Here is a 16036-nt window from a genome sequence, read left to right on the forward strand (position 1 = left end):
CCGCGCGGGCGGAAGCCGCGGGCGGCTGCCGGACGGGGAGTGGGGGCGGTTACAGCCGCACCACCCCGATCATGCCGGCGACGGCGAAGGCCGTTACGGCGACGAACAGGAGGATCCAGCCGAGATCGGCGGAGAGGGGGCGGGGAGCGTCGGGGGCGTCGCGGTCGCTCGGCATGGCCAGCAGGGTTCTCCTTGGGTTGGAACGGGGTCCATGCCACAGGCGGGCGGCGGAGAAAATGGGGCAGGCAGGGTGGAATTCCGGCGCGGCTGAAATCTTCGGGGCCGGCCGCTCCCTGGAAGAAGGCGTTTTTTCGCCAGGATGATCGGCCACGTTATGCGAGCATTTCAGCCATGCAATTTTGGCCTGACGATTCCTTCGGGCCGTTCCTGTCCTTCCGGCCCGCATGAATGGCTGGTTGCCGAAATGTTATTGATGGCGGCGGAAGGCCGGCCCGATGCCCTCTCGCCGGGAGCGCTCGCCGCCAAGCCTGGACCGTCATGGCCTGGGCGGCGCGGCGGCCGGCCGTGCGGGCCGGCCGCCCATCCTCCTCCCCGCGCCCTGCCGTGCGCGGGGCGCCGGGTGGCCTCGCCGGCCCCGCCTTGCTATATCGCCTCCGACACGCCCGGCCCCTCCCTCGGACCGCGGCGATCTGAGGATTCCCCGACCATGGCGCGACGCCGGCAGCTCTACGAGGGCAAGGCCAAGATCCTGTTCGAAGGCCCCGAACCCGGCACTCTGGTGCAGTACTTCAAGGACGACGCCACCGCCTTCAACGCGCAGAAGAAGGGCACGATCACCGGCAAGGGCGTGCTGAACAACCGCATCAGCGAATACCTGATGCTGCGCCTCGGCGAGATCGGCATCCCCACCCACTTCATCCGCCGCCTCAACATGCGCGAGCAGCTCATCCGCGAGGTGGAGATCATCCCGCTCGAGGTGGTGGTGCGCAACATCGCCGCCGGCAGCCTCTCCCAGCGCCTCGGCATCCAGGAGGGCACGCGGCTGCCGCGCTCGATCATCGAATACTACTACAAGAACGACCAGCTCGGCGACCCGATGGTCTGCGAGGAGCACATCACCGCCTTCGGCTGGGCCTCCACCCAGGACCTCGACGACATGGTGGCGCTGGCGCTGCGGGTGAACGACTTCCTCTCCGGCCTGTTCCTCGGCGTCGGCATCCTGCTCGTGGACTTCAAGCTGGAGTTCGGCCGGCTGTGGGAGAACGACGAGATGCGCATCGTCGTCGCCGACGAGATCTCGCCCGACAATTGCCGGCTGTGGGACGCCAAGACCGGCGAGAAGATGGACAAGGACCGCTTCCGCCGCGACCTCGGCCGGGTCGAGGAGGGCTACCAGGAGGTGGCGCGCCGCCTCGGCATCCTGCCCGAGGCCGGGGTGCGCGACCTCAAGGGCCCGGAGCTGATGCAGTGATCCGCGCCCGCGTCACCGTCATGCCCAAGGCCGGCGTCCTCGACCCGCAGGGCAAGGCGATCGGCCACGCTCTCGCGAATCTCGGCTTCGCCGGCGTCGGCGAGGTGCGCGCGGGCAAGGTGATCGAGCTCGAACTGGCCGAGAGCGATCCCGCGAAGGCGAAGGCGCAGGCCGAGGAGATGGCCCGGCGCCTGCTCGCCAACCTGGTGATCGAGAGCTACCGCGTGGAGATCGCCTGAGGTGGCGGCGAGGGCCGCCGCGCCGCCGGGAGGGCGCCGATGATCAAGGCCAGCCTGGTCGTGATGGTCGTCCTGACGGTGGTGATCGCGACCGGGCTGCGCTGGCGCGAGGAGCGGATGGGCGCCGCCGCCCGCGCCGGCGCGGCGGGCAGGCGCCGTCCGGGCCTCGTCGAGGGCTGGATCGCGGCGCAGAAGCGGGCGCTGAACCGCTGGGTCACCGCCGCCGCGATCGCCGTGCTCGTCACCCTGGCCACGCTCGGCGGGCTGAACTGGCTGAGGATCTGGCAGGGCGGGTGAGGGCGCCCGCCGGGTCGGACGGGCTTCCGGCCCGGCCCGGCGCACGCCATCTCTCCCCGGCCCCCGGCTCGAAGGAGGCTTCCCTGAACGCCGCCATCATCGTCTTCCCCGGCACCAACCGCGAGCGCGACATGGCGATCGCGCTCGAGCGCGCCGCCGGCCGCCCGCCCGCCCTGCTGTTCCACCGCGAGACCGAGCTGCCGCGCGGCACCGATCTCGTCGTCCTCGCCGGCGGCTTCTCCTACGGCGACTACCTGCGCTGCGGCGCGATCGCGGCGCATTCGCCGATCATGCGCGCGGTGCGGGAGTTCGCCGCGCGCGGCGGCCACGTGCTCGGCGTCTGCAACGGCTTCCAGATCCTCTGCGAGGCCCAGATGCTGCCCGGCGCCCTTCTGCGCAACGCCTCGCTCCGCTTCCTCTCCATGGACTGCCACCTGCGCGTCGAGCGCGCCGGCACGCCCTTCACCGGCCGCTGGCAGCAGGGGGCGGTGTTCCGCTCGGTGATGGCGCACGGCGACGGCAACTACTTTGCCGACGCCGCGACGCTCGACCGGCTGGAGGGCGAGGGCCTCGTCGCCTTCCGCTACTGCGACGCCCGCGGCGAGGCGACCGCGGAGGCGAACCTGAACGGCAGCGCGCGCAACATCGCCGGCATCCTCTCGCCCAACCTCCGCGTCCTCGGCCTGATGCCGCACCCGGAGAACTACGTGGACCCGCTGCTGGGCGGCACCGACGGCCTGCCGCTGTTCGAGAGCCTGGTGGACGCACTCGCCGCCGCCCCCGCCTGAGACCGCCGATGACCGCCGACTCCGCCCCCCAGCCGCTCCCCGCCGGGCGCGCGAGACAGCTCGCCGCCGAGTTCGGCCTCACGCCCGAGGAATACGGCCGCGTCCTCGCCATCCTCGGCCGCGTGCCGAGCCTGACCGAGCTCGGCGTGTTCTCGGTCATGTGGTCGGAGCACTGCTCCTACAAGTCCTCGAAGGTGTGGTTGCGCGAGCTGCCCACCAGGGCGCCCTGGGTGATCCAGGGCCCGGGCGAGAACGCCGGCGTGATCGCCATCGGCGACGGCCTCGCCGCCGTCTTCAAGATGGAGAGCCACAACCACCCGAGCTTCATCGAGCCCTATCAGGGCGCGGCGACCGGGGTGGGGGGCATCCTGCGCGACGTCTTCACCATGGGCGCGCGCCCGGTCGCCAACCTCAACGCGCTGCGCTTCGGCGACCCGAAGCTGCCGCTCACCCGCCGCATCCTGGACGGCGTGGTGCGTGGCATAGGCGGCTACGGCAACTGCGTCGGCGTGCCGACCGTCGGCGGCGAGGTCAACTTCCACCCCGCCTACAACGGCAATCCGCTGGTCAACGCCATGACGGTCGGCATCGCCCGCGCCGACCGCATCTTCACCGCGAGGGCGACCGGGGTCGGCAACCCCGTCGTCTATGTCGGCTCCAGGACCGGGCGCGACGGCATCCATGGCGCTACCATGGCCTCCGCCGAATTCTCCGCCGACGCGGAGGAGAAGCGCCCCACCGTGCAGATCGGCGACCCCTTCACCGAGAAGCTGCTGATCGAGGCCTGCCTCGAGCTGATGGCGACCGATGCCATCGTCGCCATCCAGGACATGGGCGCCGCCGGCCTCACCTCCTCCTCGGTCGAGATGGCGGGGAAGGGGGGCATGGGCATCGAGCTCGACCTCGACGCCGTGCCGCAGCGCGAGGAGGGCATGTCGGCCTACGAGATGATGCTCTCCGAGAGCCAGGAGCGGATGCTGATGATCCTCAAGCCCGGCCGCGAGGCCGAGGCGGAGGCGATCTTCCGCAAGTGGGAGCTCGACTTCGCGGTGATCGGCCGGCTCACCGACACCGGCCGCATCGTCATCCGCCACAAGGGCGCCGTCGAGGCCGACATCCCGCTCGCCCCGCTCGAATCCGAGGCCCCGCTCTATCGCCGCCCCACCGCGGAGACGCCGAAGCCGCCCCCGCTCGATCCCGCCTCCGTCCCCGACCCGGTCGGCATCGAGGAGGCGCTGCGCCGCCTGGTCGGCTCGCCCGACCTCTGCTCGCGGCGCTGGATTTGGGACCAGTACGACAGCACGGTCGGCGGCCAGACGGTCCGCCGCCCCGGCGCCGCCGACGCCGCCATCGTCCGGATCGAGGGCCACCGCCGCGCCCTCGCCCTCACCACCGACTGCACGCCGCGCTACTGCGCCGCCGACCCGGAGGAGGGCGGCAAGCAGGCGGTCGCCGAGGCCTGGCGCAACATCACCGCGACCGGCGCCACGCCGCTCGCCATCACCGACAACATGAACTTCGGCAACCCCGAGAAGCCGGAGATCATGGGCCAGTTCGCCGGCTGCATCCGTGGCATGGCGGCGGCCTGTCGCGCGCTCGACTTCCCGGTCGTCTCCGGCAACGTCTCGCTCTACAACGAGACCGAGGGCCGTGCGATCCTCCCCACCCCGGCGATCGGCGGCGTCGGCGTGATCGAGGACGCGGCGCGCGCGATCGGCCTCGCCCTCGTCCCCGGCTGCGAGCTGGTCCTGGTCGGCGCGACGCGCGGGCATCTCGGCCAGTCGCTCTGGCTGCGCGAGATCGCCGGGCGCGAGGAGGGCGCGCCGCCGCCCGTGGACCTCGCCGCCGAGCGCCGCAACGGGGACTTCGTCCGCGCCCGCATCCTCGCCGGAGGCGTGCGCGCCTGCCACGACGTCTCCGACGGCGGCCTTCTCGTCGCCATTGCCGAGATGGCGCTCGCCGGCGATGTCGGCGCGACCCTCGAGCCGCCCCCGGCCGGCATCCCCGCCCATGCCTTCTGGTTCGGCGAGGACCAGGGCCGCTATGTCCTCGCGGTCGAGGATGGCGCCGCGCTCCTCGCCGCCGCCGCGGCCGCCGGCGTCCCCGCCGCCCGCATCGGCCGCGCCGGCGCTCCCGGCGGGGCCTTGGTTCTCCCCGGCGGACGGTCCATATCGCTCGCGGGGCTGCGGGAGGCCCATGAAGGCTTCCTGCCCGCCCTCATGGAGGGGAGATAGCGCGGATGGCGATGCAGCCGCAGGAGATCGAGGCGCTGATCAAGGCGGCCCTGCCCGACGCCCAGGTCACCATCGAGGATCTCGCCGGCGACGGCGACCACTACGCCGCGACCGTGATCTCGGAACGCTTCCGCGGCCTGCCTCGCGTCAAGCAGCACCAGATCGTCTATGCCGCACTGCAGGGCCGCATGGGCGGCCAGTTGCACGCACTGGCGCTGCAGACCTCCGCCCCCGACTGAGCCAGCCCCGCAGGGAACCCATCGCCATGACCAACCCCGTCTTCCAGCGCATCCAGGCCGAGATCGAGGAGAACCCGGTGGTGCTCTACATGAAGGGCACGCCGGTCTTCCCGCAGTGCGGCTTCTCCGCGCGCGTCGTGCAGATCCTCAGCCACATGGGCGTGCCCTTCAAGGGCGTGAACGTGCTCGAGGACATGGAGCTGCGCGAGGGCATCAAGCAGTTCACCAACTGGCCGACGATCCCGCAGCTCTATGTCAAGGGCGAGTTCGTCGGCGGCTGCGACATCGTGACCGAGATGTTCCAGTCGGGCGAGCTCGCGCAGCTCCTCGAGGAGAAGGGCATCCCGCACAACGCGAGCGCCTGACGCGGCGCGCCGGCCGGGCGGGCCCCGGCACCTTCGCGCGTCGTCGCGCGGAATCGAGTGGCGCGGGCCTGGCCCGCGCCCCTAATCGGCGCGCGTGGACACGCCCGCGCGCCGCTCCCTCATCGTCCTCGTCACCGACGAGGTGCCCCGGCCCGGTCTTGCCGGGCATCTCGCGGTCAACCACGCGATCGTCGCCCACCTCGCCGCGCGCGGGCACGAGGTCCTGATCCTGCTCGCGCGCCCGCGCCTGCCCTGGCCGGTGCAGCGCCTCGCCGCCGCGGCGCTCGACCCGGCGCGGGTGAGGGTGGAGGGGCCGGGCCTGATCGCCGGCCGCGGCTGGATCGCCGCCGCGCCGCGCCCCGCCGCCCGCATCCTCGCCCGCCAGGCGCTCGCTCTGCTGCCGGCCGGGCTGCGCGAGCGGCTGCGCCGCCGCGCCCGCGCCGGGGCCTATGGCCTCGTGGATGCCGTGCTCGGCCGCTTCCTCGATCCCGCCGCCGCCGAGCGGGCCGCCGCGCGCATCGCCGCGCTGGCGCCGCAGGCGGTGCTGGTGGACACGATCTTCCGCGCGCCCCTCCTGCGCGACCCGCGCCTCGCCGGAACGCAGGCGGTGCTGATCGCGCACGACGTGTTCCACCGCCGCCACGCGGCGCTGAGCGTGCGGGGCCTGCGCCTGCACCCGGAGCGCCTGGCCGCGGAGGACGAACGCGACCTGCTCCGCCTCGCCCGCACGGTCGTCGCGATCCAGCCGGAGGAGGAGGCGCTGCTGCGCGACCTGGTGCCGGAGCGCCGCGTCCTCTGCGCGCCGATGCCTGCCCTCCCGCGCCCGCGCCCGCCCGCGATCGCGCGCGAGCCCGGCCTGCTCGTCTTCCTCGGCAGCGACAGCGCGCACAACCTCGACGGCATGCGCTGGTTCCTCGCCGAGGTCTGGCCGCGGCTGCGCGCGACGCTGCCCGGGGCGCGGCTCGAGATCTGCGGCAGCATCGGCCGCGCGCTCGGCGCCGGCCTGCCGGAGGGCGTGCGGGCGCGCGGCGTCGTGCGCGACCTCGGCCCGGTGCTGCATCGCGCGGCCTGCGCGGTGGCGCCGGTGCTGGCGGGATCGGGCCTCAAGATCAAGCTGCTGGACTACGCGGCCCACGGCCTGCCGGTCGTGACCACGCCGGCCGGCGCCGCCGGCTTCGCACCCGCGCCGGACCGCCCCTTCTTCGTCACCGGGGACGCGGAGGGCTTCGCCCGCGCGGCCGCCCGCCTCGCCGCCGACGAGGCCGGGTTCGCGCGCCGCGAACGCGCCGCCCTCGGCTACTGCGCGCTCTACGCGCCCGAGCGGGTCTTCGCCGCGCTCACCGCGGCGGTGGAGGCACCGCCGGCCTGAGCGCCTGCGCCCGCCGGCGCCGCGGCGGCCCGGCCGGCGCTACCCCGCCGGCCCAGCGTCGTCCGCGCCGGGCACGGCCACGGACGGCGGCGCGCGCTGCCGATCCTCCCGTCGCCAGGCCGCGCGCAGCACGCCGCCGAGCAGCACCAGCGCCACGGCCGCCGCCGCGGCGACGAACAGGTTCCACCCGCGCTCGCCCATGTTGGCGAGCAGGATCGCGGCGAAGGCCCAGGCCGCCGCCCCCGCGAACCAGGGCGAGCCGCGCGACAGCCACAGGATCGCCGCCGCCGCCAGCCCCGCGGCCAGCAGCAGCAGCACCGCGGCCGCCGTCTCCCCGAGACCGAACCACGCCACGCCCTCCGCCCGCGACGCCCCCGACAGGTTGGCGAAGGCTGCCGCCGTCAGCCACCCCGCCTGCAGCCCGAGCAGCGGCTGCAGCACCCAGCGCCGACCCGGCCCCGTCGGCGCCTCCGCGCGCCGGCGGCGCTCCTGCAGGAAGGCGACCAGCGCCGGCACCAGCGCGAACAGGATCAGCACGAACAGGTGCCACCCGTTCCGTCCGCTGAGCTGCGCCGCGAGCATCCAGGCGACGTTCCCGGCGAAGGCGGCAGCGATCCACCAGCCGAGGCGGCGCAGCAGCGGGTCCTCCCGCCGTGCCGGCAGCGCCTGCCAGAGGGCGTAGGCGAGGGCAAGGGCGAAGATCGGCGTCCAGATCAGGAAGGCGTAGCCGGCCGGGATCGCCGGCGTCCCGCTCGCCGCCGCCATCGCCGCGATCGGCGTGCCGATTCCGAACACCCGCGCCAGCGCGGCCGCGAGCGGCTGGAGCATCGCCAGCAGCAGCGTGGCCCACGGCCGGAGGCGATCGGCCCTGTTCGCCGGGACGGTCACGGTGTTCGCCGCCCGGCCGGACAGGCTGCCGCGGTCATTTCCGCACCCCGCCGGAAGGCGGAACCGGACCGGCCGGAGCGCCATGCCCGCCCGCGGCGCGCATCGCCTCCTGCACGAAGGCCCGGCCGGCGGCCGGGGCGTCCGGCGCGCGGGGCATGGCAGGTCGCGCCGGCACGAACCGACCTGCCGCTCCGGCGAGCGCGCCCCGAGAGCCCTGGCGGCGCGGCGGGCGCGGAGGCCGCGGCGAGCAAGGGCGGCGGCGGGTGTCCAGAGGCATCGTCTCCTCCGACGGGGCGGCGGCGCCGCGCCAGCCTACTCCATGTCGCGCCGCGGGACACGCGCCGCCATCCCCGAACGCAAGGCGCCGGCCCCGCACGCGGCGGGCGCCGGCGCCCCTCGGGCCGGACAGGGTCCGGACGGGATCAGCGCGAGTAGAACTCCACCACCAGATTGGGCTCCATCTGCACCGGATAGGGCACGTCGGAGAGCTTCGGCGCCCGCAGGAAGCGGCCGCGCATCGCGCGATGGTCCACCTCGAGGTACTCCGGCACGTCGCGCTCCGCGCTCTGCGCCGCGTCGAGCACGACGGCGAGCTGCTTCGACTTCTCCTTCACCTCGATCTGGTCGCCGTCGCGCACGAGGTAGGAGGGGATGTTGACCCGCTTGCCGTTGACCAGGACGTGCCCGTGGTTGACGAACTGCCGCGCCGCGAACGGGGTGATGGCGAACTTCATCCGGTAGACGACCGTGTCGAGCCGCCGCTCCAGCAGCTCGATCAGGTTCTCGGAGGCGTCGCCCTTGCGGCGCACGGCCTCCTGGTAATAGCGGCGGAACTGGCGCTCGCCGATGTTGCCGTAGTAGCCCTTCAGCTTCTGCTTGGCCATCAGCTGCACGCCATAGTCGGTCGGCTTCGACTTGCGGCGCTGCCCGTGCTGGCCGGGCCCGTAGGCCTTCTTGTTGATCGGGCTCTTCGGCCGCCCCCAGAGGTTCACCCCGAGCCGGCGGTTGATCTTGTACTTGGCTTCCACGCGCTTGGTCATGGCGGCGCGAGTCCTTCTCCGCTGGTGTTGTCCCGGTAGGCCCGCGCACAGGCGCGCAGGCGGGCGCGTGCCCCGAGGGCACGTCCGCGTTCCCGGGAGGCGCGCGGCCTATAGGGGGCGCGCGCAGGGCTTGTCAAACCGGCCCGGCGCCGCCTAGAGCACGCCGCGGACGGCCGGAACCGGCCGGGAGCGTGGCTCGGCTCGGCGGACAAAGGGCCGGGGCCGTTGCGGCGATCCCGGCCGAGCGAAGACGGCTCTGGTGCGGCCCCATGGTGACGCGCGAGGACATCCTGGTGCTCGGCCTGACGGCCGGCGTGACCGGCGGGCTGGTCGGCGGGCTGATGCTCGGCATCGGCCTCGGCCTGGTGGTGCAGGGGGCGCACATCGGCTGGCTTCTGCTGCTGCCCGGCGCGCCGGTCTCGGGCGTCATCGGCTACCTCCTGGCGCGCCGCCTGGCGCGGCGGTTGGACCAGGACTAGCGCGGATCGCGGACGGCCGGAACCGGCCGGGAGCGTGGCTCGGCTCGCCCGGCAACGGGCCGGAGGCGTCGCCGCGGGCACAGGCGAGCGGAAACGGCTCTCGGGGCGGGCACCGGCGGAATCGGCGCGCCGGGGGATCCGGCGCCGGCTGCCAGCCGCCGCTGCGCCGACCGCGGCGAGCGGGGTTCCCGGGGCGCGTTCCGGCGCTCCCTCGGACAGCAGGCGGGCGATCGCCGGATTGGCGAGGACCGGCCGACGGTCCGGCCCGCACAGGGCGATCCCTTCCCCGTCCGGGGCCGTGGCCTCGGCGCAGAGCGCGACCAGCAGCCGTTGCGGCGGCGACGCGCCCGGGGATGCCGCCGCGGCGGGGCGCATCGGCGCAGGGGGCGGGGCGACGGCCATGTGCGCACGTCCTGCCCCTGTCCGTCGGCCGGCGTGTTTCGTCGCGGTTTCAGCAGGGCACGCGTATCTCGCGGGATTTCGTCCCCGGTTCGATCGCTGCGCGGCGCAGGGGCCGGAGCATCCGCTGTCGGCCGGCCGCGACCCGGGCGGGCCCGCCGGCACCGCGACGTTTGACGCCGTGCCCGCGCCGGCACCAGCGGGGCGGTGCGCTGCGGAATCGAGGGGGCGGCCGATACCGGTGGCGGTGCCGGCGGTGCTGATCCGGGAGGACGACCCCCTCCGGCGCCAGGCCGACGGGCAGTCTCTGGCGAGGCAGGGGCTCCAGGTTGCCTCGGCCGGCGACGGCTCCCCCGTCCGCGCCGCGGCGCGTGCCGATCCTCGCCGACGCGGCGGAAGCCCCGCCGTCCCCGAACGAATTCGCGCGCCTCCGCCTCCTCGCCGGGCATCCGAACCGCCCCCTGCACCGCGACCGGCTGCCGGGGCGGCGAGCGGGCGCGGGGAGCCGGACGCCTTCACCGCTCGATGGCCCTCGGCGTCGGGCGCCTGCGCCGCAAGGTCGAGCGCGACCCGGCGCGGCCGGTCGCGATCCGCCCCGCGCGCGAAGTCGGCTCCGTGCTCGTCCCGCCGGGTCGCCGACCGTGACCCGGCGGACGGCGAGGGAGCGCGCTCAGCCGCCGCGGGCCCAGGCGATGGCCGCGCGGGCCAGCGCGTCGATCGTGTCCACGACGGGGAAGGGAAGGGCAGGGCCCGCCGCGATGCCGAGCGGGATCTCCGTGCAGCCCAGAACCACCGCCCGCGCCCCGCGCGCGGCGAGCGCGCGCGCCGCCTCGGCCAGGGGCGCGTAGGCGGCGGCGACCTGGTTCGCCTTGACGGCGGCGATGCCCGGCGTGACCAGGCGCCGCATCTCCTCCTCGTCCGGGACGAGGCAGGCGTAGCCGAGGCTCTCCAGCCGCTCCTGGTAGAGCCGCATCGCCAGCGTGCCGGCGGTGCCCATCACGCCGACCGGACCGCCGGCGATGCCCTGGCGGCGCAGCTCCGCCGCCGCGGCGTCCACGATGTGCAGGATCGGCAGGCGCGTCGCGGCGCGCATCGCGTCGTACCAGCCGTGCGCCGTGTTGCAGGGGATCGCCACGGCGCCGCAGCCGGCCGCCTCCAGCCCGCGCAGGCCGCGCACCAGCCAGGGCAGCGGGTCCTCGCCGCCGGCCAGCCGCGCGGCGGTGCGGTCCGGCACGCGCGGGTCGGACCACAGCACCGCCGGGATGTGGTCCTGGTCGCGCTCGGCGGGCGTCAGCAGCGTCAGGCGGACCATGAACTGCGCGCTCGCCAGCGGCCCCATGCCGCCGAGCACGCCGAGCACGCGCGCCGCGGTCGTGGTCTCGTTCATCTCCCGCCGTTCCTTCGCCTCGCTCACTCGGGCAGCCGGTAGTCCCGGTAGTCCTCGCGCAGCTTGGTCTTGAGCAGCTTGCCGGTGGCGGTGTGCGGCAGCTCGGGGACGAACACCACGTCGTTTGGCAGCCACCACTTGGCGACCTTCGGGCGCAGGAAGTCGAGCAGCGCCTCCTTGGTCGGCTCCCGCCCCGGCTTCGGCACGGCGAGCAGCAGCGGCCGCTCCCCCCATTTCGGGTGCGGCACCGCGATCACCGCCGCCTCGGCCACGTCCGGATGGCCGACCGCGAGGTTCTCGAGGTCTATGGAGCTGATCCACTCCCCGCCCGACTTGATCACGTCCTTCGACCGGTCGGTGATCTTCATGTAGCCGTTGGCGTCGATGGTCGCCACGTCGCCGGTGTCGAAGAAGCCGTCGGCGTCGAGGATCTCCTCCTGCTCGCGCCGGTAGTAGCGCCGCGCGACCGCGGGGCCTTTGACCTTCAGCCGGCCGAAGGTCCGCCCGTCCCAGGGCAGCTCGCGCCCCTCGTCGTCGGTGATCTTCATGTCCACGGTGAACATCGCCGCGCCCTGGCGCTCCTGCAGGTCGAGCTTCGCCTCGCCCGTCAGGTGCGCAACCTCCGGCTTGGGGCCGGCGAGGGTGCCGACCGGCGACATCTCCGTCATGCCCCAGGCGTGGATCACCCGCACGCCGTACTTGTCCTGGAAGGCCTGGATCATCGCCCGCGGGCAGGCCGAGCCGCCGATCGCCACCCGCTCCAGGCTCGAGAGCCGGCCGCCCGTGGCCTCGAGATGCTGGAGCAGCATGAGCCATACCGTCGGCACGCCGGCGGTGAAGGTCACGCGCTCCTGCTCCAGCAGCTCGTGCAGCGAGGCGCCGTCGAGCTTCGCCCCCGGCATCACCAGCGCGGCGCCGACGAGCGGCGTGCAGAAGGCGATCGCCCAGGCGTTGGCGTGGAACATCGGCACCACCGGCATCACCCGGTCGCGCGCGGCGAGGCCGAAGGCGTCCGGCACGCAGCAGGCCATGCCGTGCAGCACGTTGGAGCGGTGCGAGTAGAGCACCCCCTTGGGCTCGCCGGTGGTGCCGGAGGTGTAGCAGAGCCCGGCGGCGGTGTTCTCGTCGAAGCTCGCCCAGGCGAAGTCGCCGTCCGCCTCGGCGAGCCACTCCTCGTAGGGGATCGCGTTCGGCAGGCTGGTCGAGGCCGGCATGTGGGCGGCGTCGGTCAGCAGGATGTAGCGCTCGATGTGCGGCAGCCGCGGCGCCAGCTTCTCCAGCAGCGGGACGAAGGTGAGGTCGGCCATCATCACGCGGCTCTCCGCATGGTTCAGGATCCAGGCGATCTGCTCGGGGAAGAGCCGCGGGTTGACCGTGTGGTAGATCGCCCCGATGCCGGTGATGCCGTACCAGGCCTCGAGGTGCCGCCAGGTGTTCCAGGCGAGCGTCGCCACCCGGTCGCCCAGGCGGATGCCGTCGCGCGCCAGGCGCTGGGCGACGCGCAGGGAGCGCAGGCGGAGTTCCTTCCAGTTGGTGCGGTGGATCGGCCCCTCGACCGAGCGTGTGACGATCTCCCGCCCCGGGTGATGCCGGGCGGCGTGGTCGACGAGTCGGGGGAGCAGCAGCGGCCAGTCCTGCATCAGCCCGAGCATGGGCGCGAACCTCCCTGGATCCCGGCCTTCCCGGCCGGTGCACGTCCCAGAATAATGCCGGGAGCGGGGTGGCGCGCCAGGGGGCGCGCGGGCCGCCCGCCGGTTCGGCGGTTGCTGGCCGCCGCGATGACGCTCATCTTATGCGCCGCCCCGGCACAGGGGCCGGGACCCGAAGCGGGACCTGAATTTGACGGAGGAGGATTCCATGGCACTCCAGCTCGGGCAGATCGCCCCCGATTTCGAGGCCGACACGACGATGGGCCGGATCCGGTTCCACGAGTGGATCGGCGATTCCTGGTGCATCCTCTTCTCGCATCCCAAGGACTTCACGCCGGTCTGCACGACCGAGCTCGGCTACATGGCCAGGCTGATGCCGGAATTCCGGAAGCGGAACGTCAAGATCGTCGGCCTCAGCGTGGACCCGGTCGAATCCCACAAGGGCTGGGCGAAGGACATCGAGGACGTGATGGGCGCGGCCCCCAACTACCCGATGATCGGCGACCCGGACCTCCGGATCTCCAAGCTCTACGGCATGCTGCCCGCGACCGCCGGCGACACCGCGGAGGGGCGGACGCCGGCCGACAACCAGACGGTGCGCAACGTCTTCGTCATCGGGCCGGACAAGCAGATCAAGCTGATCATCGCCTATCCGATGAGCACGGGCCGCAACTTCGACGAGATCCTGCGGGTGATCGACTCGCTGCAGCTCACCGCGCAGAGGAAGGTCGCCACGCCGGTGAACTGGAAGCCGGGCGAGAAGGCGATCATCCTCGCCACGATCCCGGACGAGGAGGCGAAGAAGCTCTTCCCGCAGGGCTGGGAGACGAAGAAGCCCTATCTGCGCTACGTGGACGTGAACGCCTGAGCGGGGCGGACATGCCGGGTGTCCCCGACGTCCCGCCCCGCGCCGCCTGGGAGGCGCTGCGGGACGACCCCCAGGCGGCGCTGGTGGATGTGCGCACCGAGGCGGAGTGGACCTTCGTCGGCCTGCCCGATCTCGGGGCCGCGGGGAAGCAGCCGGTGCTGGTGCAGTGGCAGCTCTACCCCTCGATGCAGCTCAACGACCACTTCATCGAGCAGCTGCGCAAGGCGGGGCTGACGCCGCTCAACAGGCTCTACTTCATCTGCCGCTCCGGGGCGCGCAGCCTCGCCGCCGCCCAGGCGGCGCGGGCTGCGGGATTCCCGCACGCCTTCAACGTCGCCGACGGCTTCGAGGGTCCGGTGGACGAGCAGGGCCACCGCGGCACCCGCGCCGGCTGGAAGGCCGAGGGACTGCCCTGGCGCCAGCGCTGAGGCCGGGGCAGACTGCGGCGGTGTTCCTGGCTTCGGGGAGGATGCGATGGACGCGCCGCTGCCGTTCAAGGCCGAGTTCCTGTTCCGCATGGCGCTCGAGGTCGGCGCGCCGCAGGTGGTCGGCGGCGTGCGCGGCGGCGAGCTGCGCATCGTCCCCGTCACCGGCGGGCGGATCGAAGGCCCGCAGCTCAAGGGCGAGGTACTGCCGGCGACCGCGGCCGACTGGCTGCGCGTGGAGCCGGACGGCACCGCGCACATGGATGTGCGCCTGACGCTGCGGCTCGCCTCCGGCGCGCTCGTGTACATGCACTACACCGGCGTGCGCACCGCCGCGCCGGAGGTGCTGGCGCGGCTCGGCCGCGGCGAGGCGGTGGCCCCTTCCGAGTACTACTTCCGCACGGCGATCCGGTTCGAGACGGGGGATGCGGAGTTCGGCTGGCTGAACCGGCTGCTGGCGGTGGGGGTGGGGCAGCGGCCGCCGGCCGGGCCGGTGTACGACGTCTACGCGGTGCGCTGAGCGGGGCCGCGGCGCGGGCGCCTAGCGCCGCGCCGCGAGCTGCCGGTTCTCGAGCCGGCTCAGCAGCCGCACCACCGGCCACAGCAGCACGGAATACACCGCCGCCGCCGCCACGATCGGGCTCGCGTTGTAGGTCACGCTCTGCGCCTGGCGCGCCTGGTAGAGCAGCTCCGGCAGTGCCACCACGCTCGCGATCGAGGTCAGCTTCACCACCTCGAGCGTGTTGCTGATCAGGTCCGGCAGCACGTTGCGCACGGCCTGCGGCAGCACGACGTAGGCCATCGCCTGGCCGCCCGTGAGGCCGGTGGAGCGCGCCGCCTCCATCTGCTCGCGCGGCACGCTCTCGATGCCGGCGCGCAGGATCTCGCCGTAGTAGGCGCCGGTGTTGAGGAAGAAGCCGATCGCCACCGCCCCCCAGGCCGGCAGCTCCAACCCGGCGAAGGGGAGGCCGGCGTAGAGGAACACCAGCAGCACCAGCGGCGGCAGCGCGCGGAAGACGTCCACCCACGCCATCAGCGGCCAGCGCACCAGCGGGTGCCGCACGGTCGAGAGCAGCGCGAGTGCGGTGCCCCCGATCAGCCCGAGCGGCACCACCAGCAGCGACAGCAGGATCGTCTGCACGAGGCCCTGGACCAGGATCGGCGAGGCCTCGCGCATGATCGCGAGGTTGAGGAAGGCGGCGGCGAAGTCCTCCCAGCCCACGCTCAGCGCCTCCAGGCGAAGCGGGTCTCGACCCAGCGGCCGAACACCACGACCGGCAGGAACAGCACGAGGTAGGCGAGCGCGCCGAGGGTGAGCGGCGTCGGGTTGAAGCTGAAGGAGACGCCGGCGTGCGCCGCGCCGAGGATCTCCTGCACCGCCACCACCGAGGCGAGCGCCGTGCCCTTGGTGATCGCGATGGTGCGGTTGGTGAGCGGGGGGATGGTGAGGCGCACCGCCTGCGGCAGCACCACGAAGCGCAGCGTCTGGAGGAAGGTGAGCCCGGTGGAGCGCGCCGCCTCCCACTGCCCCTTGGGGACCGAGGTGATGCCGGCCCAGAAGATCTCCTCGGCGAAGGCCATCAGCACCAGCGACAGCGCGAGCCAGGTCGAGGCGAAGCCGGAGAGCTGCATTCCCGCCGCCGGCAGTCCGAAGAACAGCAGCGCGATGACGACCAGCGGCGGCAGCGCCCGGAACAGGTCCACGACGAAGACGATCAGCCAGTTGAGCGGCCGCAGGCCGAGCGAGCGCACCAGGGCGAGCGCGAGGCCGGCGGCGAGCCCGGTGGCGACGATGCCGAGCGCGAGCGTCACCGTCAGCCAGAACCCGTCCACGATCTTCGGCAGGTATTCGGCCGCGACGCGGGCGTTGAAGAAGGAGTCGGCGAAGCGCTCCCAGGCGGTCACGGCCGGGCCTTCGCGCGCGGAGCGCGCCTCCCG

The 16036-nt window shown here is 73.7% G+C and carries 19 protein-coding genes; 12 read left to right on the top strand and 7 right to left on the bottom strand.

The annotated features are described in order from the left end of the window. Nucleotides 1-49 precede the first annotated feature (49 nt). Nucleotides 50-175 (bottom strand): hypothetical protein, encoded by a 126-nt coding sequence (locus K1J50_RS18960; RefSeq protein WP_255574917.1) that lies wholly within the window; start codon nucleotides 173-175, stop codon nucleotides 50-52. Nucleotides 176-667: 492 nt separating this feature from the next. On the opposite strand from K1J50_RS18960, the gene purC reads away from it, so the two are divergent. The 8 genes from purC to K1J50_RS19515 all read left to right on the top strand — a co-directional run bounded on the left by purC (nucleotide 668) and on the right by K1J50_RS19515 (nucleotide 6963). Continuing rightward, nucleotides 668-1432: a phosphoribosylaminoimidazolesuccinocarboxamide synthase gene (purC, locus tag K1J50_RS04385; protein WP_220116223.1), complete on the top strand. Its 765-nt coding sequence runs from the start codon at nucleotides 668-670 to the stop codon at nucleotides 1430-1432. Further along, nucleotides 1432-1671, top strand: a complete 240-nt coding sequence (gene purS / locus K1J50_RS04390; RefSeq protein WP_220116301.1) for a phosphoribosylformylglycinamidine synthase subunit PurS — start codon at nucleotides 1432-1434, stop codon at nucleotides 1669-1671. The genes purC and purS overlap by 1 nt, the downstream gene beginning before the upstream one ends. Nucleotides 1672-1710: 39 nt before the next feature. Then, nucleotides 1711-1968 (top strand): hypothetical protein, encoded by a 258-nt coding sequence (locus K1J50_RS04395; protein WP_220116224.1) that lies wholly within the window; start codon nucleotides 1711-1713, stop codon nucleotides 1966-1968. A gap of 83 nt (nucleotides 1969-2051) precedes the next feature. Then, nucleotides 2052-2756: a phosphoribosylformylglycinamidine synthase subunit PurQ gene (gene purQ, locus K1J50_RS04400; RefSeq protein ID WP_220116302.1), complete on the top strand. Its 705-nt coding sequence runs from the start codon at nucleotides 2052-2054 to the stop codon at nucleotides 2754-2756. A gap of 8 nt (nucleotides 2757-2764) precedes the next feature. Beyond that, nucleotides 2765-4990, top strand: coding sequence for a phosphoribosylformylglycinamidine synthase subunit PurL (purL, locus tag K1J50_RS04405; protein WP_220116225.1), 2226 nt, complete (start codon nucleotides 2765-2767; stop codon nucleotides 4988-4990). Between the two features lie 5 nt (nucleotides 4991-4995). Next, complete coding sequence (locus K1J50_RS04410) at nucleotides 4996-5229, top strand: BolA family protein (RefSeq protein WP_188899646.1); 234 nt, start codon at nucleotides 4996-4998, stop codon at nucleotides 5227-5229. Between the two features lie 26 nt (nucleotides 5230-5255). Then, the gene (gene grxD, locus K1J50_RS04415) at nucleotides 5256-5594 is read left to right on the top strand and encodes a Grx4 family monothiol glutaredoxin (RefSeq protein WP_220116226.1); all 339 of its coding nucleotides are present in this window, start codon (nucleotides 5256-5258) and stop codon (nucleotides 5592-5594) included. A gap of 94 nt (nucleotides 5595-5688) precedes the next feature. Further along, entirely contained in the window at nucleotides 5689-6963 is a 1275-nt protein-coding gene (locus K1J50_RS19515; protein ID WP_369413520.1) for a glycosyltransferase, read from the top strand. A 39-nt stretch (nucleotides 6964-7002) separates the two neighbouring features. Here the strand turns inward: K1J50_RS19515 and K1J50_RS04425 are convergent, their stop codons facing one another. Next, the gene (locus tag K1J50_RS04425) at nucleotides 7003-7851 is read right to left on the bottom strand and encodes a hypothetical protein (RefSeq protein ID WP_220116227.1); all 849 of its coding nucleotides are present in this window, start codon (nucleotides 7849-7851) and stop codon (nucleotides 7003-7005) included. A gap of 422 nt (nucleotides 7852-8273) precedes the next feature. After that, nucleotides 8274-8891 carry a 30S ribosomal protein S4 gene (gene rpsD / locus K1J50_RS04430; protein WP_220116228.1) on the bottom strand — a complete coding sequence of 206 codons (618 nt, stop codon included), beginning with the start codon at nucleotides 8889-8891 and terminating at the stop codon, nucleotides 8274-8276. Between the two features lie 269 nt (nucleotides 8892-9160). On the opposite strand from rpsD, the gene K1J50_RS04435 reads away from it, so the two are divergent. After that, entirely contained in the window at nucleotides 9161-9370 is a 210-nt protein-coding gene (locus K1J50_RS04435) for a hypothetical protein (RefSeq protein ID WP_220116229.1), read from the top strand. Between the two features lie 1069 nt (nucleotides 9371-10439). Here the strand turns inward: K1J50_RS04435 and cuyB are convergent. Both cuyB and K1J50_RS04445 read right to left on the bottom strand, forming a co-directional pair. Then, nucleotides 10440-11156 (bottom strand): cysteate racemase, encoded by a 717-nt coding sequence (gene cuyB / locus K1J50_RS04440; protein WP_220116230.1) that lies wholly within the window; start codon nucleotides 11154-11156, stop codon nucleotides 10440-10442. 23 nt (nucleotides 11157-11179) lie between these two features. Further along, the gene (locus tag K1J50_RS04445; RefSeq protein WP_220116231.1) at nucleotides 11180-12808 is read right to left on the bottom strand and encodes a 3-(methylthio)propionyl-CoA ligase; all 1629 of its coding nucleotides are present in this window, start codon (nucleotides 12806-12808) and stop codon (nucleotides 11180-11182) included. Between the two features lie 205 nt (nucleotides 12809-13013). On the opposite strand from K1J50_RS04445, the gene K1J50_RS04450 reads away from it, so the two are divergent. Genes K1J50_RS04450 through K1J50_RS04460 form a run of 3 tightly spaced genes read left to right on the top strand, consistent with a single transcriptional unit; the run spans nucleotide 13014 to nucleotide 14618 of the window. Further along, the gene (locus tag K1J50_RS04450) at nucleotides 13014-13673 is read left to right on the top strand and encodes a peroxiredoxin (protein WP_220116232.1); all 660 of its coding nucleotides are present in this window, start codon (nucleotides 13014-13016) and stop codon (nucleotides 13671-13673) included. Nucleotides 13674-13684: 11 nt separating this feature from the next. Then, a complete protein-coding gene (locus tag K1J50_RS04455; protein WP_220116233.1) occupies nucleotides 13685-14101 on the top strand; it encodes a rhodanese-like domain-containing protein in 417 nt (138 codons plus the stop codon). A gap of 46 nt (nucleotides 14102-14147) precedes the next feature. After that, nucleotides 14148-14618, top strand: coding sequence for a DUF3237 domain-containing protein (locus tag K1J50_RS04460; RefSeq protein ID WP_220116234.1), 471 nt, complete (start codon nucleotides 14148-14150; stop codon nucleotides 14616-14618). Nucleotides 14619-14639: 21 nt separating this feature from the next. Here K1J50_RS04460 and K1J50_RS04465 read toward each other — a convergent pair whose 3' ends face one another. Together K1J50_RS04465 and K1J50_RS04470 are read right to left on the bottom strand one after the other, a co-directional pair. Then, nucleotides 14640-15320 (bottom strand): amino acid ABC transporter permease, encoded by a 681-nt coding sequence (locus K1J50_RS04465; protein ID WP_369413521.1) that lies wholly within the window; start codon nucleotides 15318-15320, stop codon nucleotides 14640-14642. A 2-nt stretch (nucleotides 15321-15322) separates the two neighbouring features. Then, the gene (locus tag K1J50_RS04470; RefSeq protein ID WP_220116235.1) at nucleotides 15323-16003 is read right to left on the bottom strand and encodes an amino acid ABC transporter permease; all 681 of its coding nucleotides are present in this window, start codon (nucleotides 16001-16003) and stop codon (nucleotides 15323-15325) included. Between the last annotated feature and the right edge of the window lie 33 nt (nucleotides 16004-16036).

Origin of the sequence: Caldovatus aquaticus (assembly GCF_019458025.1) — a bacterium.
GTDB lineage: Bacteria > Pseudomonadota > Alphaproteobacteria > Acetobacterales > Acetobacteraceae > Caldovatus > Caldovatus aquaticus.

Bases quoted from the DNA above. Each gene is read 5' to 3' on its own strand.
- K1J50_RS04395 (WP_220116224.1), top strand. From the start codon at position 1,711: ATGATCAAGGCCAGCCTGGTCGTGATGGTCGTCCTGACGGTGGTGATC.
- K1J50_RS04445 (WP_220116231.1), bottom strand. From the start codon at position 12,808: ATGCTCGGGCTGATGCAGGACTGGCCGCTGCTGCTCCCCCGACTCGTC.
- purL (WP_220116225.1), top strand. From the start codon at position 2,765: ATGACCGCCGACTCCGCCCCCCAGCCGCTCCCCGCCGGGCGCGCGAGA.
- rpsD (WP_220116228.1), bottom strand. From the start codon at position 8,891: ATGACCAAGCGCGTGGAAGCCAAGTACAAGATCAACCGCCGGCTCGGG.
- grxD (WP_220116226.1), top strand. From the start codon at position 5,256: ATGACCAACCCCGTCTTCCAGCGCATCCAGGCCGAGATCGAGGAGAAC.
- K1J50_RS04455 (WP_220116233.1), top strand. From the start codon at position 13,685: ATGCCGGGTGTCCCCGACGTCCCGCCCCGCGCCGCCTGGGAGGCGCTG.
- K1J50_RS04410 (WP_188899646.1), top strand. From the start codon at position 4,996: ATGGCGATGCAGCCGCAGGAGATCGAGGCGCTGATCAAGGCGGCCCTG.
- K1J50_RS04450 (WP_220116232.1), top strand. From the start codon at position 13,014: ATGGCACTCCAGCTCGGGCAGATCGCCCCCGATTTCGAGGCCGACACG.
- K1J50_RS04460 (WP_220116234.1), top strand. From the start codon at position 14,148: ATGGACGCGCCGCTGCCGTTCAAGGCCGAGTTCCTGTTCCGCATGGCG.
- K1J50_RS18960 (WP_255574917.1), bottom strand. From the start codon at position 175: ATGCCGAGCGACCGCGACGCCCCCGACGCTCCCCGCCCCCTCTCCGCC.
- purC (WP_220116223.1), top strand. From the start codon at position 668: ATGGCGCGACGCCGGCAGCTCTACGAGGGCAAGGCCAAGATCCTGTTC.
- cuyB (WP_220116230.1), bottom strand. From the start codon at position 11,156: ATGAACGAGACCACGACCGCGGCGCGCGTGCTCGGCGTGCTCGGCGGC.
- K1J50_RS04435 (WP_220116229.1), top strand. From the start codon at position 9,161: ATGGTGACGCGCGAGGACATCCTGGTGCTCGGCCTGACGGCCGGCGTG.